The sequence below is a fragment of the Aeromicrobium wangtongii genome (assembly GCF_024584515.1).
Classification (GTDB): domain Bacteria; phylum Actinomycetota; class Actinomycetes; order Propionibacteriales; family Nocardioidaceae; genus Aeromicrobium; species Aeromicrobium wangtongii.
The window spans coordinates 422,769-439,414 of sequence record NZ_CP102173.1 but is presented as its reverse complement, the minus strand read 5'-3'; the positions used below and the strand labels follow the sequence as shown (position 1 = coordinate 439,414).

Sequence of the window (16,646 nt, the reverse complement as noted above, 5' to 3'; positions counted from 1 at the left end):
TAGGTCCTATCCAGGCATCGGGGAACGCATGGAATCGTCAGTCCGCGACGCGGCCGTCGTCGACCGGGAGATCGAACGCTACGGGCGGCTCGACCCGGACGACCCGGGCCGGGACCTGCAGTCCCTGGTCGACCTGGTGGCCGCGATCTGCGAGGCGCCGTACGCGGCGATCGCGATGGTGGGCAGCGAACGACACCACCAGATCGCGAGCTTCGGCTTCGACATCAGCTCGTGCTCCTGCGACCAGTCGATGTGTGGCGCCATCCTGGACGACCCGGGAACGGTGGTCGTCCCGGACACCGCCCTGGACCCCCGCTTCTCCGGCAACCCCCACATGACCGGTGCCGACGGCTCCGTGCGTTTCCACGCGTCGGCCCCCGTCCTGAGCCCGGGCGGCGTCCCGCTCGGACGACTGGCCGTCCTCGACACCGTCCCGCGTGAGCTCACCGACGTGCAGACCAAGGCGCTGAGCATCATGGCCGGCCAGGTCACCGTGCTGCTCGACCTGCGCTATCGCGGCCGGGCCCTGGAGGACTCCCTGCAGGAGCTGATGGACGTCCGCGACGAGCTGAAGCGGTCAAACTCCCATCTCTCGCAGTTCGCGGGGCAGGTGAGCCACGACCTGCGGGCTCCCCTGACAGCGATCCTGCTCAACGCCGAGCTGCTCGCCATGGAGCCGGTCGTCGAGGAGAACACCGAGGTGGCCCAGATGGTCGATGCGCTCAGCGCGGCAGGTCACCGCATGGATTCCATGATCGAGGAGATGCTGGCCTTCGCGCAGGAGGACGGACGCCTGCGCCTCGTCGAGACCGACCTGACCAAGATCGTCGAGCTCGTGCTCACCGACGTCGACCCGATGATCCGGCGCGAGGACGCGGACATCCGCGTCGGCCCGCTGCCCCATGTGACGGCAGATCCGGCCCTGCTCTATCCGGTCGTGCTCAACCTGGTCACCAATGCGATCAAGTTCGCCCGACCCGGCACCCGCCCCATCGTGTCGATCACCTCCGAGCGTTTGACCGAGCACTGGCGGATCCGGGTCACCGACAACGGCATCGGCGTGCCCGCGGATCGGCACGAGGCGGTGTTCGAGCTGTTCACCCGCGTGCCCTCGGCCACGGCGGGCCACGGCATCGGGCTCGCGACAGCCCGCCGCATCATCAGCGCGCACGGCGGCGCGAGCGGCATGGAGAACGCCCCCGGTGGCGGCACGAGCGTCTGGTTCGACCTGCCGGTCTGACGGTCGGACAGCTCCTTCGGCAGGTGGTGCCGAACTGTGGAGCTGGTGAGGAAGTTGTGTGGAGAACGCGTGGATCTGACCTCAATAAGTTGATGTCACAAGCCAAACGCACCGCCCCCACCACGACACCACAAAGGACCACCACCATGAAGATCACCAAGCTCCTGCTCCCCCTCGGAACCCTCGTCGCCGCCGGCGCCATCGCAGTCGGATCGGGCGCCACCTTCACCTCGACCACGGCCAACTCCATCAGCTCGGTCACCTCCGGCACCCTGACGCAGACCAACTCCAAGGACCAGGCCGCGATCTTCACCCTCACGAACGCCAAGCCCGGCGACATCGTCAACGGCAAGCTGACGATCACCAACACCGGCTCGCTGCCCGCCGACTTCACCCTGACCGAGACCGTCTCGACCAACGGTTTCAAGGCCGAGAACCTGCGGCTGACGATCACCAACAAGACCACCGGCGCCGAGGTCTACACCGGCACCTTCGGTGGCCTCAAGGACGGCGACAAGAAGGCACTCGGCACCATCGCTGCGGGCACCGCCAACGACTTCGTCTTCAGCGCCCAGCTGGACAAGGACGCCGACAACACCGAGCAGGGCAAGACCGCCACCGCCGCCTTCCAGTGGGACTCCGTCCAGCAGGCCGCCACCACCAGCGAGCAGTGACCTGCGAGGCCGGGTGCTGATGACCACGACTGATCGCGAGATCCAGATGTTCGTGGTGGGCATCCCATCACCGATCACCACTTGAGCAACAGCACTCGACCCAACCGGTCGGTGAGCGTCCACGACGCCCACCGACCGGTTCCTCGTTTTCCGGCCTGGACGTCCCGGGCAACTGGTTCACAAGTGTGGAACGGGTGGGGAAGTTGTGTGGAGAACGCGTGGATCTGACCTCAATAAGTTGATGTCACAAGCCAAACGCACCGCCCCCACCACGACACCACAAAGGACCACCACCATGAAGATCACCAAGCTCCTGCTCCCCCTCGGAACCCTCGTCGCCGCCGGCGCCATCGCAGTCGGATCGGGCGCCACCTTCACCTCGACCACGGCCAACTCCATCAGCTCGGTCACCTCCGGCACCCTGACGCAGACCAACTCCAAGGACCAGGCCGCGATCTTCACCCTCACGAACGCCAAGCCCGGCGACATCGTCAACGGCAAGCTGACGATCACCAACACCGGCTCGCTGCCCGCCGACTTCACCCTGACCGAGACCGTCTCGACCAACGGTTTCAAGGCCGAGAACCTGCGGCTGACGATCACCAACAAGACCACCGGCGCCGAGGTCTACACCGGCACCTTCGGTGGCCTCAAGGACGGCGACAAGAAGGCACTCGGCACCATCGCTGCGGGCACCGCCAACGACTTCGTCTTCAGCGCCCAGCTGGACAAGGACGCCGACAACACCGAGCAGGGCAAGACCGCCACCGCCGCCTTCCAGTGGGACTCCGTCCAGCAGGCCGCCACCACCAGCGAGCAGTGACCTGCGAGGCCGGGTGCTGATGACCACGACTGATCGCGAGATCCAGATGTTCGTGGTGGGCATCCCATCACCGATCACCACTTGAGCAACAGCACTCGACCCAACCGGTCGGTGAGCGTCCACGACGCCCACCGACCGGTTCCTCGTTTTCCGGCCTGGACGTCCCGGGCAACTGGTTCACAAGTGTGGAACGGGTGGGGAAGTTGTGTGGAGAACGCGTGGATCTGACCTCAATAAGTTGATGTCACAAGCCAAACGCACCACCCCCCCACCACGACACCACAAAGGACCACCACCATGAAGATCACCAAGCTCCTGCTCCCCCTCGGAACCCTCGTCGCCGCCGGCGCCATCGCAGTCGGATCGGGCGCCACCTTCACCTCGACCACGGCCAACTCCATCAGCTCGGTCACCTCCGGCACCCTGACGCAGACCAACTCCAAGGACCAGGCCGCGATCTTCACCCTCACGAACGCCAAGCCCGGCGACATCGTCAACGGCAAGCTGACGATCACCAACACCGGCTCGCTGCCCGCCGACTTCACCCTGACCGAGACCGTCTCGACCAACGGTTTCAAGGCCGAGAACCTGCGGCTGACGATCACCAACAAGACCACCGGCGCCGAGGTCTACACCGGCACCTTCGGTGGCCTCAAGGACGGCGACAAGAAGGCACTCGGCACCATCGCTGCGGGCACCGCCAACGACTTCGTCTTCAGCGCCCAGCTGGACAAGGACGCCGACAACACCGAGCAGGGCAAGACCGCCACCGCCGCCTTCCAGTGGGACTCCGTCCAGCAGGCCGCCACCACCAGCGAGCAGTGACCTGCGAGGCCGGGTGCTGATGACCACGACTGATCGCGAGATCCAGATGTTCGTGGTGGGCATCCCATCACCGATCACCACTTGAGCAACAGCACTCGACCCAACCGGTCGGTGAGCGTCCACGACGCCCACCGACCGGTTCCTCGTTCGGCAGAGCAGTGACTTCCGGCTTCCTGTCCCCTCGTCCGATGGCGCAAAGGTGTGGAGCGAATGTGGAGATCGCGTGGAGATCGCGTGGACCGCAACTCAATAAGTTGATCTCATCAGCAAGCGCACCACCGCATCACGCCAGACCGCTCGCCCATCACTGACAGGACCCGATCATGAGCCGTTCCCACGCCCGTCCCCGCCGCAGCATCCTTGCTCGCGTCGGTTCCGGTCTGGTCAACGTCGTCGTGATCGCCGTGACCCTGGCCGGCATCGGCTACCTCGCACCGAGCCTGTTCGGGTACGAGCGTTACGTCATCACCGGCGGGTCGATGTCCGGCACGTTCGAGAAGGGCTCGGTCGCCTTCGAGAAGCCGGTACCGGTGGAGGACGTCAAGGTAGGCGATGTCATCACGTACCTGCCGCCGCCGGACAGCGGTGTCACCAACCTGGTGACGCACCGCATCATCAGCGACAAGATCCTGGACACGGGTGTCCGTCAGCTGCAGACACAGGGCGACGCGAACCCCGATCCGGATCCGTGGAAGTTCAGCCTCACGGCGGACACCCAGCCCGTCGTCAAGACAACCGTGCCGCACGTGGGCTGGGTCTTCGTCGCCATGGCCGATCGCGAGACCCGCATGCTTGTGGTGGGCGTTCCAGCTGCGATCATCGCCCTGCTCAGCCTGGTCGAGCTCGGACGCGGCCTGGGCATCGGCAACCGCCGCAAGGCCGCCGACTCCGGCCAGCGCAACGGGATCCTGACCCACGCCTGAACAACCCCTCGGTCTTCGGCCGGCGAGTGCCCAGGGGCGCCCGCCGGCCGATGTGCGTGGTGCGGCAGGTGGTTCCGAAGTGTGGATTTCTCGAGGACATCGTGTGGAGAACGCGTGGATCGCGGCTCCATAGGTTGGTGTCACAAGCCAACGAACACCCACGACACCACCGCTGAAGGATGAACCCCGATGAAGCTCACCAAGATCCTCCTGCCGCTCGCCACGCTGGTCGCCGCCGGCGCGATCGCTGTCGGATCGGGCGCGACCTTCACCTCCACCAGCACCAACACGATCAGCTCCGTCACGGCGGGCACGCTGAGCCAGAGCAACTCCAAGGCCAACGCGGCAGTCTTCAACCTCACCAACATCAAGCCCGGTGACGTCGCCAACGGCAGCCTGACCATCACGAACACCGGCTCGCTGCCGGCGAGGTTCTCCCTCACCGAGACGGCCTCCACCAACACCTTCACCGGCAGCAACCTGACGCTGGTCATCACCAACACCACGACCAACAAGGTGGTCTACACCGGCGCCTTCGGTGGGCTCGCCGACGGCGCCCCCCAGGATCTCGGGCTCGTGAACCCCCGTGTCGCGAACAACTTCACCTTCAGCGTCAAGCTCGACCAGGCCACCCCCAACACCGACCAGGGCAAGACCGCCACGGCTGCGTTCAAGTGGGACTCGGTCCAGGAGAGCGGCACGACCACCAACCAGTGACCCGGGCGCCTGCGCCGCCCCGATTCTCGCCTCAACGCGTGCCGTCGACCACCCGGTCGGCGGCACGTCGTCGTCTCGGCAGATGTGTAGCTCTTGAGGCAATCGTGTGGAAGTCCCGTGGAGCGGCTTTTTCTAGAGTGAACACATGAGCTCGACACCCCGACACCGAGAGAAGGTGAACCCGATGCCCCGTCGCCTGTCCGTCATGATCGTCGTCCTGGCGGCCGTCGTCGCGTCCATCTCCCTCACGGGTTCGTCGTCGGCCTCCTACGTCTCCAGCACCGCCTCGACCGGCACGGTCTCCGCCGCCGCCGACTGGACGCCGCCGACGATCGCGGTGACCCCGCCGGCCGGGACGGTGTCGGGCACGACCAAGATCACCGCCGTCGCGACCGACGACGTCTCCGGCGTCGCTGGTGTCACGATCCAGCGTGCGACTGCCGGCAGCTCCACCTGGACCACCGTCTGCGAGACGCGGACGACCCCGTACGCCTGCGACTGGAACACCACGTCCCTGGCGGACGGATCCTACGACCTGCGCGCTGTCGCGCTCGACACCGCCGGGAACACGTCGACGTCCGCCACTGTGCGCGCGAACGTCTCCAACCGCCTGACGGTGTCGCTGGACCGTCCGGGCGACTTCCTGCGCGGCCCCGTCACCACCGCCGTGACGCTCAGCAACGTCGGCGCACTGCAGGTGTCATCGGTTCGCGTCGAGTTCGCGCCGACCGGGACCACGAACTGGACGACGATCTGCAGCTCGACCGCCAAGCCGTACACCTGCTCGGTGGACACCAAGATTGCCCCGAACGGCTCCTACGACCTGCGGGCCATCGCCGTCGTCGGCACCACCAGCTACACGTCCCCGGTCGTCAGCAAGGTCATCGTGGACAACGCCGCTCCGACGGGTGTCAAGATGACCGACCCGGGCACCCCCCTGAACGGCACCAAGACCTTCGAAGCAACCGCGACAGACGCTCACTCCGGCATCGCCGAGGTCGTCTTCCAGGCCAGCTCCGGCACGAAGTGGACCGACCTGTGCACAGCGACGGGCACCCCTTCCCGCTGCTCGTACGACACCAACAAGCTGGACAACGACACCTACACCTTCCGCGCCGTCGCAACCGACAGGGCCGGCAACTCCACGACGTCGGCGGAGATCCGGCGCGTCGTCGTCAAGAACACCTTCGTCACGCTCACCCCGCCCAGCACCCACCTGCGTGGAAACGTGACGCTTCAGGCACAGGCCGAGGCGAGCACCACGATCCGCTCGGTCAAGATCCAGCGCGCCGGCGCCGGATCGAACAGCTGGACCGACATCTGCACGGACACCAACTCGCCGTACAGCTGCACGTTCGCGACCGCCGGCGTCGCCGACGGCACCTACGACCTGCGCGCCGTGCTGACCGAGAACAACGGCACCCAGACCATCTCCGAGGTGGTCGCCGACCGCATCGTCGACAACACGCGGGCCACGGGCATCGACATCCAGACCACCAACGGCTCCGGCATCAACGGCAAGGTCGACAGCGGCGACACGGTCGTCTACACGTTCAGCGAGCAGATGGACCTCAGCTCGATCTACTCCGGCTGGTCGGGTGACGCAACGTCCGGCACCCTCAAGGTCAAGGGCGGCTTCTTCGTCAGCGACTCCTTCGACATCTCCAGCCCGAGCAACCTGCGCATCGGGTCGGTCGAGCTGAACGCAGACTTCGCGCTGTGGCTGGTCGACGCCACCGCCAACATGACGGTCTCGGCCCAGCTCGACGACCTGGGACGCACGGTGGTCACCGTCAAGCTCCTCAGCACGCCCAGCACTGGGCAGCGCGTGACCGACCCGGCCACCATGGTGTGGACGCCATCCAGCTCCATGACCGATCTGGCCGGCAACTCGGTCAGCACCACCGACGTCAGCGAGACCGGCCCGTCGGATGTGGACTTCTGATGCCTCTCGCCCACACGCCCGCGTCGCGGTCCGCCGGTCTGGCCACGATGCTGCTCGCCCTCGTCCAGTTGTTCCTGGCCCTTCACGGCGACCACGACACCTACATCGAGGCGCTGCTGCTCGCTCAAGCCGCTGCCACCGCCGCCGGGGCAGCCAAGCTGCTGCGTGACAACAGCGTGGAATCCCGGCTCGGCGTCGGGTTCCTGGTCGTGCTGAGCTGCCTGGGCGCCCTTGTTCCTGCCATCTTGGGGCTGCCCGGCCAGGACCGGACCTGGGGCGTCCTGCCCGCGGCGGTGTTCTCCCTGGCGATCGTGGTGATCGCACTCCTGGTGGCCGACCTGCCGCGGCGAGTCACTGAGCGTCGCAGCAGGTCACCGTATGCTTCCTGAAATGCCCCACCTCGTGCTGCTCGTCGAGGACGACGACCAGATCTCCGCGCCCCTGATCCGTACCCTCCAGCGGGAGGACTATCTCGTCGAACGGGTGTCAGCGGGCCTGGCGGCCGTCGAACGGGTCCAGGCCGGCGGCGTCGATCTGGTGCTCCTGGATCTGGGACTGCCCGACATCGACGGTCTCGAGGTGTGCCGGCGGATCCGCGCCGGCGGCTACATCGGTGGCGTCATGATCCTGACCGCCCGCGGCGGCGAGCTCGACCGCGTCGTGGGCCTGGACGTGGGCGCGGACGACTACCTGGCCAAGCCCTTCGGGCTGGCCGAGCTGATGGCCCGCTCCCGCGCACTGCTGCGCCGCGCGGCGCCCTCCGCGGGAGCCGCAGCCGGCGCTGCCGCGGGAGCCGCATCCCCGCAGCCCGGCCCGACGTTCGAGCGCCGCGGCGGCATCCTGCCCGAAGACCCGACCGTGCGCCCGTACGGACGACGAAGCAGCGACCGCACCGGCGGACCCGCCGACCGCAGGAGCGGCGACGCGTCCGATCGTGGGGCGGGCGATGCCTCTGCCCGGACCGGTTCGCCATCGGACCGCGCCCCGAGCACCGCGCTGCGCGTCGACGCCGATGGACGGCGCGTGTGGGTGGGCCCGAAAGAGCTCACCGTCACCGCCAAGGAGTTCGACGTCCTCGCACTGCTGCACTCCAGCCCGGGGGCGGTCTTCACCCGCGAACGGGTCATGGACGAGGTGTGGGACGAGAACTGGTTCGGCTCCACCAAGACGCTGGACACCACGATCGGACGCTTGCGGCAGAAGCTGGAGGACACCCCGACGACATCGCGCATCGTGACGGTGCGCGGCGTGGGCTTCAGGCTGGAGAACCACCCGGATGCGTGAACGGCTGGTCGTGACGCTGGTCGCGATGACCGTGGCCATGATCGTCGCCTTCGGCGCGGTCCTGGCCTACTCCACGGCCGACCTCGTCAGGGACCAGGATCACGAAGCCGTCGCCCAGGCCGCCGACCTCGCGGCCGTCGCGATCTCCGGCCAGGTGGAGGAGGGAGCCACCCGGTCGTTCCTGGACGGTCTGACCCACCCCGGCCAGACGATCACCTACGTGGCCGCCGACGGCACGACGACCAGCACGCGGACGACACCGCGTCACGACAACGACGTGTCGGCGACCCGCCCCGTCCAGGACGGCGGAGGACGCGTGATCCTGACGCAGGACGCATCCGTCAGCTCCGATCGGATCTCGGATCAGATGCTGCCCCTGGTCGTCCTGGGCCTGACCCTGGCCGCGCTTGCCGGGATCATCGGCTGGTTGATGGCCGCCCGCTTCGCCCGGCCGTTCCGCCGCCTGGCCGCCGACGCCACCCGCATCGGCGAAGGCCACTTCGACACCCCGGTGCACCGCTCGTACATCCGGGAGGCCGCAGAGCTCGGCGCCGCGCTGCGCACCGCCGCGACCCAGCTCGAAGCACTGGTGCAGCGTGAGCGGGAGCTGGCGGTCGTGGCGTCGCACGAGCTGCGCACGCCGCTCACGGCCCTTCGACTGTCGCTGGAGGACATGACCCTGTGGCCGGAGATCCCGCCCGCGGTCGCCGACGAGCTGCACCACAGCCTGGCGGAGGTCGACCGGCTCGGCGAGGTCGTCACGACGCTGCTCGAAGGTGACGGCGGCCGCCTCGGCGAGAAGACCGACCTCGACCTGAACGACGTCGCAGCCGATGCGGCGGACCGCTGGTCGGCGCGTGCCCGGACCGAGGGACGGCCCCTCGTGCTGGTCGCGTCCCGCCCGGCCGTGGTGCGGACGGTGCGCGCTCCGGTGGAGCGGATCGTGGACGTGCTGATCGAGAACGCGCTGGCGCACGGAACCGGGACCGTGACGGTCGAGATCGTCACGGAAGGCGGCCAGTTCCGGCTGCGGGTGAGCGACGAGGGCGTCCGCGGCATCGAGCCGGGGATCGTCCACGCCTCGCCCGACGGGTCCGGGAGCGGTCTGACCGAGGCGGCGACCCGGGCGGAGTCGCTCGGCGGCTTCATCGGGGTCGTCGACGTACCCACGACCACCGTCGCGCTCGTCCTGGCTCCCGCACGCAGCGCAGAGTCCGGCATCGACGCCCAGGCGGGCGCAGACGTCAGGTGATCTCGGTGTCCTGACCGAGGGGCTTCTCGCCCTCACCCTGCTCGATCGAGCCGGACTCGGGGCGTGAACCACCCGGTGCCATCAGCTCGGTGATCTCCTCGGCCAGTCGGGCTCCGAGATTCCCCCAGCCGTCCAGGTAGCCATAGGAATCACGCAACGACCGGGCCTCGTAGTCGCCGTTGAGGATGTCGATGTCGTCGGGAGTGATCAGCCCCGGGTGCGCGACGCCCACCGACTCGGAGATCTTCACCAGCTCCTTGCGCAGCGTCTGGATGTACTGCGAGCACCGCACCGCCTTGGACGCCGGGTCCAGCCCGTGCGCGAGCCACGGGTCCTGGGTCGCCACCCCCGTCGGGCACCGGTCGGTGTGGCACTTCTGCGACTGGATGCAGCCGATCGACAGCATCGCCTCGCGCGCCACGCTGACCATGTCGGCGCCCAGCGCGAATGCGACCACGGCGTTGTCGGGCAGACCAAGCTTGCCCGAGCCGATGAACGTCACGTCGTCGGCGAGGCCGGCGGCGGCGAACGTCGCGTAGACCCGGGCGAACGCCATCCGGAACGGCAGCGCGACCGAGTCGGCGAAGACCCGCGGCGAGGCGCCGGTGCCGCCCTCACCACCGTCGATCGTCACGAAGTCGACGCCTCGGTCCTCGGTGGCCATCCGGGTGGTGAGCTCGTCCCAGAACCCCATCTCTCCCACGGCGCTCTTGATGCCGACCGGCAGCCCGGTCTCGTCGGCGAGCAGCTCGACGAAGTCCAGCAGGCTGTCGACATCGGTGAACGCGGTGTGCCGCGAAGGGCTCGCGCAGTCCTGTCCCATCGGGATGCCACGGATCTGGCTGATCTCCTCGGTGACCTTGGCGGCGGGCAGCAGCCCGCCGAGGCCGGGCTTGGCACCCTGCGACAACTTGATCTCGATGGCACGGACGGGTGCCGAGTCGACGACGGCCTTGAGCCGCTCCAACGAGAAGGTGCCGTCGGGGTTGCGGCAGCCGAAGTAGGCCGTGCCGATCTGCAGGATGATGTCGCCGCCCTGGCGGTGGTGCGACGACAACCCGCCCTCGCCGGTGTTCTGCAGGCAGCCCGCCATCTTGGCGCCTTCGTTGAGGGCCTTGATCGCATTGGCCGACATCGAGCCGAAGCTCATCCCCGAGATGTTGACGACCGACGCAGGGCGGAAGGCCTTGGCGCGTCCGCGCGGACCGCCCAGCACCTTGGCGCTGGGCAGCCCGATGCCCTCGGCGTGATCGTGCGGCAGCGAGTTGGCGAACGTCCGGTGCTTGATGATCGCGTAGCCCGGCATGTGCTCGATGTCGTTGTCGGTGCCGAAGCCGGAGTAGTTGTTCTCCAGCTTGGACGAGGCGTAGACCCAGGACCGCTGATCGCGGCTGAACGGACGCTCCTCGTCGTTGCCGGTGACGATGTACTGACGCAGCTCGGGGCCGATGGTCTCCAGCAGGTACCGCGCGTGCGAGATCACCGGGTAGTTGCGCATCAGCGCGTGCTTCTTCTGCATCAGGTCCCGTGCCGCCACGGCACCGACCGCGACACCCGCCCCTGCGACGATCCGTCCGAGTCTCATTGTTCAAGTCCTACTCTGCGTCCGAGTAGTTGTCCACGCGACGCGACGGTGGGTAGCTCTCAGTCGGCTGAGGACCTGCGACCGCCGCGGTCGACCAGCACACGGCACTTGGCGTGGTGGACGACCTGGTCACTCGTCGAGCCCAGCAGCAAGCCGGCGAAACCACCGCGCCCGCGGCTGCCGACCACGAGGAGGTCAGCGTGCTCCGATGCCTCGATGAGCTTCTCGGCGGCGTTGCCGTTCACCACCGAGCAGGTGATCGTGACGTCGGGATACTCGGCGCGGACCGCGGCGACATCGCTCTCCAGGGCCGCGAGGGTGGCTGCCTCGAAGTCGTCCAGCGGCGGCACGTAGCCGATCTCCTGCGTGGGCGGGGTCGGCGCCGATGCGAGGCTCCAGGCGCGGACGACCTCGACCTTGTTGCCGAACGCGCCCGCGACGTGGAGTGCGGTCTGCAACGCAGCATCGGCCGAGTCGGAGCCGTCGTGGGCCACGAGGATGCCGCCATTGACTGTGATGTCGCGCTTGACCGTCATGTCTTCTCCATCCACATTGTTACCGGGCTCTCACCGTAGCCTTCCACCCACAGCGCGGTTGCCGTACGGTCGGCCCACGGGGCGCTGGGCGGCCCTCGGCCCCGGCACTGCAAGGGAAGATGCGCTCATGTTTCCCACTCGGCGACGCGCAACCGGTCCGCATCATGCCCTCGGACAGCAACGCCCTGCTTGGCGAAGAACCTAGAGAAGTCCTGCTTCGTATGCGGCGATCACGAGGTGGACCCGGTCGCGAGCGCCCATCTTCGCGAGGATGCGGCCCACATGGGTCTTGGCCGTCAGCGGGCTGACGATCAGCTCGTCCGCGATCTCCTGATTGCTTCGGCCCGCGGCGACCAGCTGAAGCACCTCACGTTCGCGCGCCGTCAGGCTGGCCAGCCGCTCGGGCGCGGTCGCGTCGGGACGACTCAGCGCACGGGTGATGACCGCTCTGGTTGCGCCGGGTGACAGCAGCGCCGCCCCCGCCGCGACGGTACGGATGGCCTCCAGCAGCGCATCCGGGCGGGTGTCCTTGGGCAGGAATCCGCACGCCCCGGCGCGCAGGCTCCGCAGTACGTTCACGTCCGTCTCGAACGTGGTCAGGATCAGCACCTTGCTGCTGGTGGCTCCCTCGTCGGCGAAGATCCGCCGCGTGGCTTCGATGCCGTCGGTGCTCGGCATCCTGATGTCCATCAGGACGACATCCGGGCGCAGGTCCCGAGTCAGCGCCACTGCCTCGTCGCCGGTGCCGGCTTCCCCGACCACTTCCATGCCATCAGCGGAGTTGACCAGCAGCGCGAAGGCGCCGCGCACCAGAGCCTGGTCATCGGCGAGCAGCACCCGGATCATGATGGCACCGGCCAGGCATCCGGCAGAGGCAGAGTGGCCCACACCTCGAATCCTCCGGACTCCCCCGGCCCGGCGGACAGCTGTCCACCGACGGCCTGCGCTCGCCCCGACATGCCGACGATCCCGAATCCGGGTGACGCCCGGGCTGGGCTCGGTCGCGCGGGCCCCTGATCGACAACCGCGATGCGGAGCCGGCGGCCGTCCTGGTCGAGTCGGACGGTCGCGTGATCGGCCGTCGAGTGTCGAACGACGTTCGTGAGCGACTCCTGGATGATCCGATAGGCCACGACGGAAACCGTCGCCGGCAGCTCGCCCGACAGCCCGTCCGCCTCCACATCGACCCGGAGATCAGCCGCCTCGGCCATCTCCACCAGCCTCTGCAGCTCACCGAGGTGGGGCGCCGGCTCGGTCGGCTCGCCCTCGCCACCATGGAGCACGTCCAGCACGGCACGCAGCTCATGCAGCGTGGCCCGACTCGTGTCTGCCAGGCCGTGCAAGGTGCTGGACACCTCCCGCAGCGACGCATCCCCGCGCATCGGCAGCTGGTCTATCAGGTGCGCAGCGACGGATGCCTGGACGTTGGCGATCGCGAGGCCGTGCGCCAGGACGTCGTGCAGCTCGGCGGCGATCAGCACCCGCTCCTCGGCGACCCGCCGCTCGACCTCGTCGGCCCGTTCCTGCTCGACCCGCGCGGCGACGGCGGCGGTCCAGTTCTGGTAGAAGCGGACCGCCAGCCCGGCAAAGAAGGCCATGAACAGCCAGCCGGCGCCGAGGAGGGCATCGCCGGATCCCCCTGATGCCTCGTCGGCGAGGACCGGCACGGTCACCGCGGCCACCGCCACCAGCGCGGCGACCGCCCGCCGCTGCGGTTCGCTGTAGCGCGCCGCCGTGAAGGCAGCCACCAGTGAGGCCGCCATCGTGGCCTCGTGGGGGTAGTCGAGCAGGTGGTACGGCGTCGACACGGCGATGACCGCCAGGACGACGAGGATCGGCCATCGCCGGCGAGCCAGCAACAGCGCCGACATCGCGCCCAGCAGCGCGATCGCCAACAGATCGACACGGCGCTCGCCGTCGTAGTCAACCGACTCGAGCGTCACCGCGCCGACGACGCCGAGCACGAACGACCCCGCCGCCAGCAGCCAATCGGCCACTGGCGGACGAAGCACCATCATCGTTCACGCACGGTCATCGACACGGTCCTGTTCTGCACGCCAGAGCCTGCTGGGCCACCATATCCGCGAACCCAGCGACATCGTCAGCGCTGGAACCACGATGGACCGCACCAGCAAGGTGTCGATGAGCACGCCGACGGCCACCAGGACCCCGATCTCGACCAGCATGACCAGCGGCAGCGAGGCGAGCACCACGAACGTCGCCGCCAGCACGACGCCGGCCGAGGTGATCACGCCACCGGTCGTGGCAAGGGCACGCTTCGTGCCCTCGACAGTCCCGTGCCGGACGGCTTCTTCACGGACCCGGCTCATCAAGAAGATGTTGTAGTCGACACCGAGCGCGACCAGGAAGAGGAACCCGATCAGGGGCACCGACGACTCCATCCCGGCGAACCCGAACACGTGGTCGAACACCAGGTTGCACAGTCCGAGGGCTCCGAAGTAGGACACCACGACGGTGGCGACCAGCACCAGCGGTGCCACGACTGCCCGCAGCAGCAGCCCGAGGATGGCAAGCACCACCAGCAGGATCAGCGGCATCACCAGATTGCGGTCGCTCTTGTTGGTCTCGGCCTCGTCGAGCTTCTCGGCGCTCGAGCCGCCGACCAGCGCGTCCTCACCGGCGACCTCTCGCACGTTCTCCCGAAGGTCCTTGATCGTCGCGGTCTCGCCCGCGCTTTCCGCCGCGTCGACCGGCATCGCCGAGATCTCCACCCAGTCGGCGCCGGCCCGGCCGATCTCGGCGCTGGCGACCCCCGACGTGCTTTCGACGGCTGCCAGGACCTCACGACTGTTGTCCGGTCGGCTCATCACGGTCAGCGGCTGACCGCCCTGGTCGGGATAGCGATCCTCGATCAGTTTCGCCCCGGTCACCGAGTCCGGTGTCGAACGGGCGAACTGCTCCAGCTGTGGAAGTGCGCTGTTGACGCCGACGGTGCCCAGCGCGAGACCGCCCAGGACCACCAGCGGCGCCACCCAGCCAATGACGCGTCGGCGCGCGACCAGCTCGCCGAGTCGAGCCCACCTCGATCCGGACGCGCGGACCTCATCGCCGACGCGCGGCACGAACGGCCAGAAGATCCGGCGTCCGAGCAGGACCAGCAGGGCCGGGAAGAGGGTCAGCATGACCGCCAGTGCGGCGCCGATGCCCGCCGCACCCACCGGGCCGAGACTGCTGATGCTGTTGAGATCCGCGGCCAGGAGGCACAACAGGCCCGCGACCACCGTCGCGGCCGAAGCAAGGATGGCCGGTCCGGCTCCGCGCAGTGCCGCCAGCATCGCGTCGATGGGTCGTTCGTGGCGGTGCAGCTCTTCGCGGTAGCGAGCCACCAGCAGCAAGGCGTAGTCGGTGCCCGCGCCGAAGACCAGGACGATCAGCAGCGCTGAGCTCATGCTCGTGATCGTGAAGTCGAACATCTGGGTCAGTGCGTAGACGACACCCATCGACGCGATCGCGGCGGCCCCGACCGAGACCAGCGGGACCAGCCACAGCAGTGGACTGCGGTACGTCACGATCAACAGGAGCGCCACCACCACGGCCGTGGCGAGCAGCAAGGTCGAGTCCACGGCGTCGAAGACCTCGTCCATGTCGGCCCCCAGCGCGGTCGGACCGGTGACGTAGACGTCCAGACCGTCCGGATGGCCGGTGAGTGCCTTGCGCGCATCGGCGGTGGCTCCGGCTTCCTCGGCGACCGCCTCACCCCCCAGCGACGCCGTGTACATCAGGGACGTGCCGTCGTCGGACTGAACGATCTCGGGCGACACCTCCGCGTCGGTGCCCAGCCGCTCCGCCAGCTCGGCCTGGCCGCTCACGACCGCTTCCCGATCGCCCGGGTCGAGGCCGCCGGGTCGCTCGTACAAGATCACGAGCAGGCCGTTCTCACCGCCGGGCAGCCCTGCCTCAGCCTGAAGCACCTTGGTCGACTGGGCGTTGGCCGGCAGGTAGTCCGCCTGGCCGTCGCGGGTCACGGAGTCGAGCTTGCCGGCGAGCGAGAAGCCGCCCACCAGCAGCCCGATCCACGCAGCCAGCACGAGCCAGGGCAGCAGGGTCTTGGCCGGTGATCGTTTGGGTTTCTTGTCGGCACCGGTGTGGTCGGGCGCCGGGAGTTGAATAGTCATGCCGATCACGCTGTCATTCCAGCGGCGCCGAAACGTCCGGCCACGGCAGGCACTATGGCGTACTCCATTCGGCGTACGACCGGCCGGTCGGTTGAGCACATCGACGGAGCTCAACCGCGATTCAGCGGGCCGTCCTAGCCCGCGATGAGGTCGAACTCGTTGCCCTCGGGGTCCGCGAGCGTGGTCCACCGCAGGCTGCCGGCGGTCTGCTCGGCCACGACGGTCGCCCCGAGGCCTCGGAGGCGATCCAGCTCCTGGTCGTGATCCGGTGCCACGGCCCTGACCCCAGCGTTGGCCGAGGCGGTCACTCGCCAGCTGGCTGAGCCGCGCGCCAGCGTCGTCGCGTCGATGCCCGCAGCGGCGGAATCGCGCGCCGAGCAGGCCGCCGAGGCGTTCGTGACGATCTGCGTCGGCTACAGCCTGCAGCTGGCGGTGCGGGGCGACGTCGACTCAGCCCCGATCGCGGCCGCGCTGCTGCGGACGATCGGCGGCGCGGGCACCTCGGCGTAGGCTCCGCCCGCCGCCGGCGGGACACCTCTGCGATACTCGTGATCGGGTACGGACACCGTGCAGTCGGTTTGTGCATGACGTCCCACGACCCGGGCCTCTAGCTCAATTGGCAGAGCAGCGGACTTTTAATCCGCGGGTTGTGGGTTCGAGTCCCACGGGGCCCACCGAACCGCGCCGCTCAGGCGTCCCGGCCGTA

At 68.4% G+C, this 16,646-nt stretch carries 17 protein-coding genes and 1 tRNA gene; 12 read left to right on the top strand and 6 right to left on the bottom strand.

The genetic code is table 11. From position 1 onward, the window contains the following. Positions 1-28: 28 nt before the first annotated feature. From NQV15_RS02260 to NQV15_RS02215, 10 genes are all read left to right on the top strand, one after another. Positions 29-1,240: a sensor histidine kinase gene (locus NQV15_RS02260; protein ID WP_232397982.1), complete on the top strand. Its 1,212-nt coding sequence runs from the start codon at positions 29-31 to the stop codon at positions 1,238-1,240. 146 nt (positions 1,241-1,386) lie between these two features. Then, on the top strand, positions 1,387-1,914 hold the full coding sequence (locus tag NQV15_RS02255) for a CalY family protein (RefSeq protein ID WP_232403450.1): 528 nt from the start codon (positions 1,387-1,389) through the stop codon (positions 1,912-1,914). A 295-nt stretch (positions 1,915-2,209) separates the two neighbouring features. Continuing rightward, a complete protein-coding gene (locus NQV15_RS02250) occupies positions 2,210-2,737 on the top strand; it encodes a CalY family protein (RefSeq protein WP_232403450.1) in 528 nt (175 codons plus the stop codon). Positions 2,738-3,034: 297 nt separating this feature from the next. Continuing rightward, the gene (locus NQV15_RS02245) at positions 3,035-3,562 is read left to right on the top strand and encodes a CalY family protein (protein WP_232403450.1); all 528 of its coding nucleotides are present in this window, start codon (positions 3,035-3,037) and stop codon (positions 3,560-3,562) included. 323 nt (positions 3,563-3,885) lie between these two features. Then, positions 3,886-4,485, top strand: coding sequence for a signal peptidase I (locus NQV15_RS02240; protein ID WP_232403449.1), 600 nt, complete (start codon positions 3,886-3,888; stop codon positions 4,483-4,485). A gap of 189 nt (positions 4,486-4,674) precedes the next feature. Then, positions 4,675-5,202 (top strand): TasA family protein, encoded by a 528-nt coding sequence (locus NQV15_RS02235; protein ID WP_232403447.1) that lies wholly within the window; start codon positions 4,675-4,677, stop codon positions 5,200-5,202. Between the two features lie 145 nt (positions 5,203-5,347). Further along, complete coding sequence (locus tag NQV15_RS02230) at positions 5,348-7,147, top strand: Ig-like domain-containing protein (RefSeq protein ID WP_232403444.1); 1,800 nt, start codon at positions 5,348-5,350, stop codon at positions 7,145-7,147. Continuing rightward, the gene (locus tag NQV15_RS02225) at positions 7,147-7,536 is read left to right on the top strand and encodes a hypothetical protein (RefSeq protein WP_232403442.1); all 390 of its coding nucleotides are present in this window, start codon (positions 7,147-7,149) and stop codon (positions 7,534-7,536) included. The genes NQV15_RS02230 and NQV15_RS02225 overlap by 1 nt, the downstream gene beginning before the upstream one ends. Before the next feature lies 1 nt (position 7,537). Beyond that, a complete protein-coding gene (locus NQV15_RS18245) occupies positions 7,538-8,431 on the top strand; it encodes a response regulator transcription factor (protein WP_232403440.1) in 894 nt (297 codons plus the stop codon). Continuing rightward, the gene (locus tag NQV15_RS02215; protein ID WP_232403438.1) at positions 8,424-9,683 is read left to right on the top strand and encodes a sensor histidine kinase; all 1,260 of its coding nucleotides are present in this window, start codon (positions 8,424-8,426) and stop codon (positions 9,681-9,683) included. The genes NQV15_RS18245 and NQV15_RS02215 overlap by 8 nt, the downstream gene beginning before the upstream one ends. Here NQV15_RS02215 and NQV15_RS02210 read toward each other — a convergent pair. The 6 genes from NQV15_RS02210 to NQV15_RS02185 all read right to left on the bottom strand — a co-directional run bounded on the left by NQV15_RS02210 (position 9,676) and on the right by NQV15_RS02185 (position 16,215). Further along, the gene (locus tag NQV15_RS02210) at positions 9,676-11,268 is read right to left on the bottom strand and encodes an FMN-binding glutamate synthase family protein (RefSeq protein ID WP_232403436.1); all 1,593 of its coding nucleotides are present in this window, start codon (positions 11,266-11,268) and stop codon (positions 9,676-9,678) included. The genes NQV15_RS02215 and NQV15_RS02210 overlap by 8 nt on opposite strands. A 59-nt stretch (positions 11,269-11,327) precedes the next feature. Continuing rightward, complete coding sequence (locus NQV15_RS02205) at positions 11,328-11,804, bottom strand: universal stress protein (RefSeq protein ID WP_232403434.1); 477 nt, start codon at positions 11,802-11,804, stop codon at positions 11,328-11,330. A gap of 201 nt (positions 11,805-12,005) precedes the next feature. After that, on the bottom strand, positions 12,006-12,650 hold the full coding sequence (locus tag NQV15_RS02200; protein WP_232403432.1) for a response regulator: 645 nt from the start codon (positions 12,648-12,650) through the stop codon (positions 12,006-12,008). Beyond that, complete coding sequence (locus tag NQV15_RS02195) at positions 12,647-13,801, bottom strand: sensor histidine kinase (RefSeq protein ID WP_232403431.1); 1,155 nt, start codon at positions 13,799-13,801, stop codon at positions 12,647-12,649. Before NQV15_RS02195 ends, NQV15_RS02200 begins: the two co-directional genes overlap by 4 nt. Positions 13,802-13,825: 24 nt before the next feature. Next, complete coding sequence (locus tag NQV15_RS02190) at positions 13,826-15,940, bottom strand: MMPL family transporter (RefSeq protein ID WP_232403430.1); 2,115 nt, start codon at positions 15,938-15,940, stop codon at positions 13,826-13,828. Positions 15,941-16,074: 134 nt separating this feature from the next. Next, positions 16,075-16,215 carry a VOC family protein gene (locus NQV15_RS02185; protein ID WP_232403429.1) on the bottom strand — a complete coding sequence of 47 codons (141 nt, stop codon included), beginning with the start codon at positions 16,213-16,215 and terminating at the stop codon, positions 16,075-16,077. A gap of 73 nt (positions 16,216-16,288) precedes the next feature. Here NQV15_RS02185 and NQV15_RS02180 point away from each other — a divergent pair, with 73 nt between their 5' ends. Together NQV15_RS02180 and NQV15_RS02175 are read left to right on the top strand one after the other, a co-directional pair. Beyond that, positions 16,289-16,450, top strand: a complete 162-nt coding sequence (locus tag NQV15_RS02180) for a hypothetical protein (RefSeq protein WP_232403428.1) — start codon at positions 16,289-16,291, stop codon at positions 16,448-16,450. A 91-nt stretch (positions 16,451-16,541) separates the two neighbouring features. Beyond that, positions 16,542-16,614, top strand: a tRNA-Lys gene (locus tag NQV15_RS02175). Positions 16,615-16,646: the final 32 nt, after the last annotated feature.